Annotated in this window: 9 protein-coding genes, 1 tRNA gene and 1 pseudogene; 7 read left to right on the plus strand and 4 right to left on the minus strand. The window is 67.6% G+C overall.

Translation table 11 applies throughout. The features are described from left to right. Positions 1 to 910 precede the first annotated feature (910 nt). Positions 911 to 1,219, minus strand: a complete 309-nt coding sequence (locus ABZ635_RS26795) for a hypothetical protein (RefSeq protein ID WP_357769996.1) — start codon at positions 1,217 to 1,219, stop codon at positions 911 to 913. Positions 1,220 to 1,501: 282 nt separating this feature from the next. Here ABZ635_RS26795 and ABZ635_RS26800 point away from each other — a divergent pair, with 282 nt between their 5' ends. From ABZ635_RS26800 to ABZ635_RS26820, 5 genes are all read left to right on the plus strand, one after another. After that, positions 1,502 to 2,263, plus strand: a complete 762-nt coding sequence (locus ABZ635_RS26800; RefSeq protein ID WP_357770008.1) for a helix-turn-helix transcriptional regulator — start codon at positions 1,502 to 1,504, stop codon at positions 2,261 to 2,263. A 173-nt stretch (positions 2,264 to 2,436) separates the two neighbouring features. Continuing rightward, positions 2,437 to 2,559 carry a DLW-39 family protein gene (locus tag ABZ635_RS26805; protein ID WP_357769998.1) on the plus strand — a complete coding sequence of 41 codons (123 nt, stop codon included), beginning with the start codon at positions 2,437 to 2,439 and terminating at the stop codon, positions 2,557 to 2,559. A 151-nt stretch (positions 2,560 to 2,710) separates the two neighbouring features. After that, positions 2,711 to 2,783, plus strand: a tRNA-Ala gene (locus ABZ635_RS26810). Between the two features lie 650 nt (positions 2,784 to 3,433). Beyond that, the gene (locus ABZ635_RS26815; RefSeq protein WP_357769999.1) at positions 3,434 to 3,763 is read left to right on the plus strand and encodes a WhiB family transcriptional regulator; all 330 of its coding nucleotides are present in this window, start codon (positions 3,434 to 3,436) and stop codon (positions 3,761 to 3,763) included. 212 nt (positions 3,764 to 3,975) lie between these two features. Continuing rightward, positions 3,976 to 4,632 carry a DUF1707 and DUF4870 domain-containing protein gene (locus tag ABZ635_RS26820; RefSeq protein WP_357770001.1) on the plus strand — a complete coding sequence of 219 codons (657 nt, stop codon included), beginning with the start codon at positions 3,976 to 3,978 and terminating at the stop codon, positions 4,630 to 4,632. 72 nt (positions 4,633 to 4,704) lie between these two features. Here ABZ635_RS26820 and ABZ635_RS26825 read toward each other — a convergent pair whose 3' ends face one another. Beyond that, a complete protein-coding gene (locus tag ABZ635_RS26825; RefSeq protein ID WP_357770002.1) occupies positions 4,705 to 5,262 on the minus strand; it encodes a hypothetical protein in 558 nt (185 codons plus the stop codon). Positions 5,263 to 5,504: 242 nt separating this feature from the next. Between ABZ635_RS26825 and ABZ635_RS26830 the strand changes: the two genes are divergently transcribed. Both ABZ635_RS26830 and ABZ635_RS26835 read left to right on the plus strand, forming a co-directional pair. Then, the gene (locus tag ABZ635_RS26830) at positions 5,505 to 6,029 is read left to right on the plus strand and encodes a peptidylprolyl isomerase (RefSeq protein WP_357770004.1); all 525 of its coding nucleotides are present in this window, start codon (positions 5,505 to 5,507) and stop codon (positions 6,027 to 6,029) included. A 44-nt stretch (positions 6,030 to 6,073) separates the two neighbouring features. Then, positions 6,074 to 6,991, plus strand: a complete 918-nt coding sequence (locus ABZ635_RS26835) for a rhomboid family intramembrane serine protease (protein WP_357770006.1) — start codon at positions 6,074 to 6,076, stop codon at positions 6,989 to 6,991. A gap of 241 nt (positions 6,992 to 7,232) precedes the next feature. Here the strand turns inward: ABZ635_RS26835 and ABZ635_RS26840 are convergent, their stop codons facing one another. Together ABZ635_RS26840 and ABZ635_RS26845 are read right to left on the minus strand one after the other, a co-directional pair. Beyond that, complete coding sequence (locus tag ABZ635_RS26840; protein WP_017546629.1) at positions 7,233 to 7,487, minus strand: cell division protein CrgA; 255 nt, start codon at positions 7,485 to 7,487, stop codon at positions 7,233 to 7,235. 152 nt (positions 7,488 to 7,639) lie between these two features. Beyond that, positions 7,640 to 7,700: pseudogene (locus ABZ635_RS26845) on the minus strand (AAA family ATPase); the annotation flags it as partial.

A 7,700-nucleotide genomic window follows, 5' to 3' on the forward strand; every position in this document is an offset into this window, starting at 1 on the left:
CGCCGTTGGGTGGGTTCTTTCTCTTTCCTCTCTTTTTTGTTGGGGTTTGTGCGTTTGTGAATGGTGGGTGGGTGTGTTCTGGGGTCTGTGGTTGATGTGAGCTGTGGGTACAGGGCCTGTGGTTGATGTGAGCTGTGGGTACAGGGCCTGTGGTTGCTGTAGCGCGAGGGTTCTACGGCCAACCCGCTGATCCCTTTGGGCCGGTAGGTCCTGTGCGGCTTACTGCGTACCCCTTGTGTGCTGAGGACTCTGGTCAGGGCGGGGTGTGCGCATGGTGCTCTGCCCGGACCGCACTTGGCGGACGTGTTCTCGTGTGACACGACTGGTAGGAAAGGGCCAAGCACGGCACCGGGCCACCCCCCCCCAGGACGACTGATGTGTTCGAGAGATGCGTGTCCCCCGGACTGGTAAAAACCCCCGCCGTCCGAGCACCGCTTGCCGCTCTACGGCCAACCCGCTCCACTGAACCCAGCACTCACGTGCACGTTTGTACCCCGCTGTGGTTCAGGGGGTTTGCGCCGTGCGGCTTGCTACCGCACATGACTGAGGTACCAAACCCCTGGGGGGTGAAGGGGAAACCTCGCCTTCAGCCGCACCCCGCAGTGGTTGAGGGGGTTACTGGGGTTCCAACCCCCCGGGGAGTGCCGGGGTGGGTGGGACTCTCGCGCTGCGGCAACCACCCGCGGGCCCTCAGTCCTCGTCGGCTTCCGGGGTGTCGATGAGCTGCCGCAGCAGCGCAACGAAGTCGTCCTCGCTCATCGCCGACCAGTCCACGTGCTCGTTCATGATGGCGGTCTCCCCCAAGTTCTCGGCTCGTAAGCCTCTACGAGGCGTATTGGTTCGAGAAGTCTGGGTTAACAGCGAGTTGTCGCAGGTGGAGGGCGTGGCCGGAAGAGGACGCGATCCGGTGTCAGACCCGCTGCTGGAGGGCGCTACGGCACTCGGGGCAGCGGCAGCGCTTGTTGTAACCGGTGACGCTTCCGTGCGGGATGGAGGGGTCGCGCTGGTCGAGCAGTGTCGCGTCGAGCTGTTCGCCGAAGGGCTTGAGGACGCGCGCGGTGGAGAACACCTGTTTCGGGCTGATCTCCAGCTCCTTGGCGGCGTCGTCGATGTGCTTACCCATGCGGAGTTTCGCGATCAGCCGTGACCGTGTGCTGGGGGGCATCAGCGCCTCCGCGTTCGCGATCAGCTGTTCTGCGTCGTCAAGCGGGTAGCTCATGAGTTCCTCTTGGTGTGCGGGTACGCCCTCATGCATCGTACGCGCTGCCTGTGAGACGGATGTGGTTACTTATCGTAACAAACCTGTGGTTTTGGTCGTGGGGTCATTGCGTAATGCATCGAATCGGTCGCTGTTTTCTAGAAACTCATTGCTAGATGCTAGGTGTCGTGTTTCGCTGATAGTCCCGACACTCTGCGTCATTGGATCAGTGCTATGACCAGCCCCACTGTTCGCCGACGGCGACTGTCCGCCGAACTCCGCCGCCGCCGTGTCCAGGCGGGTATGACCCTCAACGACGTGGCGGATGAGCTGGAGTGGTCCCCCGCCAAGCTGGGCCACATCGAGACCGGTATCCGCAAGTGGCCCTCGGTCATGGAGATCTCCGCCCTGCTGCGGCTGTACGGGGTGACGGGGGGCCAGCGGGAGGCCATCCTCACGTTGGTGCGGGAGTCGCGGTTGCGCCCGTGGTGGACGGAGTACGAGGACGTGCTCTCGTCCGCGTACGTGGGTAACGAGGCCGGAGCCGTCTCCCTCAGGGCCTACGCGGGCATCCTGGTGCCGGACCTGTTGCAGACGCCTGACTACACGGTCGCCCTGGCGAAGGGGCTGGGGTACGGGGACCGCGCCGCCGAGCGGATGGTCGCCGCCTACCTGAAACGCCAGGAGATCCTCGACTCCGGCTCGCTGGGGCTCTACCACGCGGTGGTGGAGGAGGACGCCCTGCAACGTGTCTCCGGCGATCTGGGCCTCCTGCGCGGGCAGACCACGCGCATCATCGAACTCGCGGAGGCGGGCCATGTGACGGTGCAGCTGCTGCCGACCTCCGCGGGGCCGCACCCGGGGCTGGCCGGGCCGTTCTCCATCCTGGAGTTCGAGGAGGACGAGGCCGACCTCGCGTACGTGGAGGCCACCCAGGGCGGTCGCATCCTGGAGGCGGAGGACGCGCTCCGCTCGTGCCGGAGGGTCTGGGACGAACTCACCCGAATCGCCGCTTCGCCGAAGGCTTCCACGGGCATCCTGGGCCGGATGGCGCTGCTGACCTGAGCGGGTCCCCGAAGTCGGGGAAGAAGTCGGTGTGAATCCGTCCACCATGGCAGGGACCGCCCGCCGCGGCTTGCTAGTCTGCTAGGTGACAACCTCATAAAGTTGCCCACGGAGCCCCCGCCTGGGGCGGGGGACCGTGCGACCGGTTTTCCAACAGAGAAAGGGTCCGGACAGTGAAGAAGATCATCGTTCTGGCGCTGGTGGCCCTCGGGGCTTTCGCCGTCTACCGCAAGATCCAGGCGGACCGCGCCGAGCTCGACCTGTGGACCGAGGCCACCGCGGCCAGCGACAGCTGATACAGGCGACACGAAGACGTGGGTGGGCCGACAATCCCGTGGTGCGACCCACGGCTTTGTGCTGTGCGGCACCAGGACCCCGACCGGTGACCGGGGAAGCTTTCCGAAGCGGGTATGCTCTCCAGGAGACCCGGGTGTCACCGGGTCCGATGGGGCCATAGCTCAGCTGGCAGAGCGCCGGTTTTGCATACCGGAGGTCAGGGGTTCGACTCCCCTTGGCTCCACTCGAGAAGCGGTCTCGTGAGCGCCTGACGGTGCGCACGGGGCCGCTTTGTCGTTGTCTGGAATCGGGTCATTTGTTTGGTCTCCCGGAATTCCCGAGGTTACTAAACGGTAGTTCGGTATCCGTTCGTGTGGGGTGAATTGGGTGACGTGTGTGGTTGCCCGGCGGGCCTGTCCGGGGGGTCCGCATAGCCCGATCGGGTGGGTTCGGTGACTGCCTGTCCTGTCCGGCATCCCCGTCCGCGCGGGGGTCGGCGTGTTCGCGTCAGTGTGAATCCGCAGTTCATCACGGTTTTGCGGAATGGTCTGAGGACGACCTTTCCTTGTGGTCGCTTCGGGTCGCCTGTACCACATGCAGTCACTCTCCGTGTGTGTATGATGACACTTCCCGATGAGGCAATGGTCCTAGTGGGCCATATGAGAAATAGGCCTCTTGGGGTCTGTTGGCGAACTCCGGTGATCCGTAGTTTCGACACCAACGACAACGAGAAACACAGCGCGCCGAAACGAGAGACCCCCGAAGGCGAACCGTGCGGCCCCCCGCCCGGATCGCGCACCGTCCTCGCGTCGGCCGGCTGTTCCTCGTCCACCGGCGGCCGTGCCGCTCGGTGGTTTCGATCACCACACATGCTGATCTTGGGAGTGGGGCAACATGTGGAACGAGAAGATGGCGGCCCGAGCCAAGTGCCGTGAGATCGACCCCGACGCCCTGTTCGTTCAGGGCGCCGCGCAGAACCGCGCCAAGCTCATCTGCCGGGGCTGCCCGGTGCGCACCCAGTGCCTGGCCGAGGCCCTGGACAGCCGGATCGAGTTCGGTGTCTGGGGAGGCATGACCGAACGCGAACGCCGTGCGCTGCTACGCCGGCGCAAGGACGTCAGTAGCTGGTACGACCTGCTGACCAGCGCCGAACGGCGCTACGAGGAAGAGCAGACCGAGCAGGAGCCCGTGCGTACCGAGGTACCCGCCGCCGCACGTCAGTGACGCCGGGGTCCGCCGGGGAGGGGAGCCCGGGCGGATGACGCGAGGAGCGTCCCGACCAAAGTCGGTGCTCGCCTCCTCCCTTGGGGGGAGGAACGGATCAGGGGAGGATCAGGGACGCCCCCCATACCCGTGGCTCCGGAGATGCCGCATCATGGAGGAGGGCGCGGTCATCCTCGTACGGCCGTGCTCGTCAGAGCACACTGGGAGTGGGGATGGCCGTGCAGAACCCTCAGAAGCCGCCGTGGCGGAACCCGTGGGATCAGAGCCCCGCCGTGCCCCAACCGCAGATCCGGCTCACCCACGCCGACCGTGACGCGGTCGCGGAGGTGCTCCGCGAGGCCTACTCGCAGGGACAGCTGGACGAGGACGAGTTCGGTGACCGGCTCGACCGGTCCATGCGCGCCAAGGTGAGCGCCGACCTCATACCGCTCACGGCGGACCTCGGGGTGCGGGTCTCCCCGGGCGGGGCCGGCGGCCAGCCCAGGACCGAGGGCGGCGGTAGCGGGCGAGCGTCCGAGCCGACCACCGACAACCCGTTGGAGAAGGTCGGGGCGGCGGCGGGTCACCTGTCCGCCTGGTTCCTGCCCTTCGTGGCGCCGCTGGTCCTGCTGCTGGTGGGCGGGGAACTGTCGCCCTACCTGCGTCGGCAGGCCATGGAGGCGCTGAACTTCCAGCTGTTCGGCCTCATCAGCGTCATCGTGAGCGTCCTGCTCATCTGGCTGGTCCTGCCGGCCCTGGTCCTGCCGGCCCTGGGCCTGCTCGGCGTCTTCCTCGGCTGGCTCATCCTGCCGCTCATGGCGGCCGCCATGAGCCTCATGGGCCGGAGCTGGAAGTACCCGCTGATCTACCGCCTCATCAAGGACAACTGAGGCCGCGCCGAGACCTCGGCGCGGCTCACGGACCGTCCGGCGGACCCCACCCGGGCCCCGCCGAGGGGGAGGTCAGTCGTCCTTGGCGGCGCGTACCGTCTCCTTGGCCTTGGTCTTGGCCTCCTTGGCGGTCCGGGAGGCGTCGTCGGCGGCCTCCGAGGCCTTCTCGCCCAGGTGCTCGCGGGTCTCACGGACCTGCTCGCGGGCCTGGTCCAGGTGTTCCTGCCACTCGGCGTCCTGCGATGCCTGGCGCATGCGGACGAGCGAGTACACGATCACACCGCCGATCACGGCGGCGCCACCGATCAGGACCCCTCTCGGAACGCGGCGGTTACCGCGCCGGAGCATCCGCAGTCCGCGGCGGCTCGGCTTCGGGTCGATCCGCTGCGCGGCCGTGGTCAGCAGCCCGGCCACCCGGGGCGCCACGGTGTCCTCCACACGGAGCGCGGCCGTCTCCAGCCTGGGAGCGGTCCACCCCCGCGCCTGGACGAGCCTGAGCGCCGCCTGGTCCCGCGCCTGGTCGGCGTACGGGCCCAGCCGGTCGGCCTGTACCTTCGCCAGGTCCTGTAGCCGGGCGAGGGTCGCCTCGGCCTCCTTGCGTGCCCTGCGACGCTTGGCAGTGATAGGCACGTCGTCAGCTCCTTCGATCTGTCTCGGGTTCGTTGGTCCTCCACCCGGCGGCCGACGTGGTCGGCCCCCTCGGGAGGCTTCCCGTCGTCCTTCCCCGTTATCCGGGTGTTATCTCAACATACGTCCTCTGCGTCTGTGATCTACGTTTCGACACCGGGGGCCGCTGATCGGGTTCAGGCGAAAGGCGGCGGACGGACGGGTAACGTGAGCACGTAAATCTCACTCGACCGAAAGGCACTGAGGTGTCGGACTCCACGGGTCAGCCCACCGCGCGGCTGAACACCTCCAAGGGAACCATCGTCGTCAAGCTCTTCGAGGAGCAGGCGCCGGAGACGGTCGCCAACTTCATCGGCCTGGCCGACGGTTCCAAGCAGTGGGTGGACCCCACCACGGGCAAGCCGTCCAACAGCAGCCTGTACGACGGCACGGTCTTCCACCGCGTCATCGACGGCTTCATGATCCAGGGTGGTGACCCGCTGGGCACCGGTCGCGGCGGCCCCGGCTACAAGTTCGGGGACGAGATCCACCCGGACCTCAGCTTCGACCGTCCGTTCCTGCTGGCCATGGCCAACGCGGGCCCGGGCACCAACGGCTCGCAGTTCTTCATCACCGTCGGTGAGCCGTACTGGCTCAACGGCCGTCACACCATCTTCGGCGAGGTCGTCGAGGGCAGTGACGTCGTCACCGCGATCACCAAGGTCGACACCGACGGCCAGGACCGTCCCCGCGAGGACGTGGTGCTCAACAGCGTCGAGATCACCCGCTAGGGCACGGGCCCAGCGGTGCGACACAGAGGAGTGACGACCCACCCATGACCGCGTACCCCCCTCCGCCAGGAAGCCCCTCCGAACCCGGCTCCGAGCCGGGGTCGCCCCGTACCTGTTACCGGCACTCGGGCCGGGAGACGGGTGTCAGCTGCACCCGGTGCTCCCGTCCGATCTGCCCGGACTGCATGGTCGAGGCGGCGGTCGGCTTCCAGTGCCCCGAGTGCGTGGCGGAGGGCAACCGGACGGTGCGGTCGGCGCGGACCACCTTCGGGGGCAGGGCCGTCCAGAAGCCGTACGTGACCTGGACGATCCTGGCCCTGATGGCGGTCGGCTTCCTCGCCCAGCTGGGCACCTCCGAGCCGATCGGCCAGGCCGGACGGTCCCCGTTGGTGACGGCCTTCGGGATGCACGGCTACACGGCGCTCCTCCAGGGCGAGTGGTACCGGATGGTCACCGCGGCGTTCCTGCACGGCGGTGTCCTGCACCTGTTGTTCAACGGGTACGCCATGTACCTGTTGGGGCCCCAGCTGGAGCGCTGGCTCGGCCACGGCCGCTTCGTGGCCCTGTGGGTCGTGGGCGCGCTGGCCGGGTCGGTGATGAGCGCGCTCTTCGCCCCGAACCAGCTCTCGGTGGGGGCCTCCGGGGCGATCTTCGCGCTCTTCGGCGCGGTCTTCGTGATCGGTCGGCGCCTCCGGCTGGACGTGCGGATGATCCTGGTGCTGCTCGCGCTCAACCTGGGCATCACGTTCCTCGTCCCCGGTATCTCCTGGACGGCGCACATCGGCGGGCTCGTGGCGGGGCTGGCCCTCGGCGCGGTCTTCGCCTACCTGCCGTCCGGGGACTCGGGGAACCAGGGCCGGCGCACACTGACGCACGGGCTCCTCGTGGCGGCCTTCACGGCGCTGCTGGTCCTGGCGGTGTACCTGGCGCCGGTGGTCTGGACGGCGCTCGCTCCGTACTGACCGGCACCGCACGGCGTGACGCAGGCCCCCGGAGTCCGCTCCGGGGGCCTGCGCCGTACCGGCAGCCGTGACGGGAGGGACGGCCTGTTTCCAGGCATGCGAACAGAGCTACCCACAGCCTGTGGATAACCCTGTGGAAAACCTGATCAAGGCAGGTGGAACGCCCGAGAGGGGACGCCGGTGCCGTTGTCGGACCCCGAGCCGGTCGGAGGCCGCGCGCACGCGCGCGGACGGGGCGGGGTCAGTGCCAGCGCGTGGAGAGGATGACGGCCACGATGATCCCGCTGAAGCCGATCAGCAGGTTCCAGTTGTGCCAGTCCTGCATGTAGGGCACCTGGGAACCCGCGATGTAGTAGACCGCGATCCAGAGAATGCCCAGGATGAAGAAGCCCAGCATGGTCGGCACGAGCCAACGCGGACTGACCTTCGGCTTCTCTTTGGAAGGAGGCGGCGTGTAGACGGCCTTCTTCTTGCGGTCGTTGCGGGACTTGGGCACGGTCGTTGCTCCAAGGATGTGCGGCGGTCGGAACGGACACAGTCTACGCGCCGGGTGGGGCGCACGTCACTGGAGGAGTGTTCCAATAGCCCAACGGTGGCAGGGTTCCCGGGCACGGACACGGCGGCGGGCGGGGCTCCGTTCGAGCACACGTCCGGGTGGGCCTTCTCGACCTCGTCGAGCAGCAGGACCGAGTAGGGGTGACGCCGTACC

This window comes from Nocardiopsis sp. NPDC007018, from assembly GCF_040635075.1.
In the GTDB taxonomy this organism is placed as follows: Bacteria; Actinomycetota; Actinomycetes; order Streptosporangiales; family Streptosporangiaceae; genus Nocardiopsis.

Excerpts from the sequence above, each read along its gene's own strand:
- ABZ635_RS26795 (WP_357769996.1), bottom strand. The coding sequence starts at position 1,219 with ATGAGCTACCCGCTTGACGACGCAGAACAGCTGATCGCGAACGCGGAG.
- ABZ635_RS26800 (WP_357770008.1), top strand. The coding sequence starts at position 1,502 with ATGACCCTCAACGACGTGGCGGATGAGCTGGAGTGGTCCCCCGCCAAG.
- ABZ635_RS26815 (WP_357769999.1), top strand. The coding sequence starts at position 3,434 with ATGTGGAACGAGAAGATGGCGGCCCGAGCCAAGTGCCGTGAGATCGAC.
- ABZ635_RS26820 (WP_357770001.1), top strand. The coding sequence starts at position 3,976 with ATGGCCGTGCAGAACCCTCAGAAGCCGCCGTGGCGGAACCCGTGGGAT.
- ABZ635_RS26835 (WP_357770006.1), top strand. The coding sequence starts at position 6,074 with ATGACCGCGTACCCCCCTCCGCCAGGAAGCCCCTCCGAACCCGGCTCC.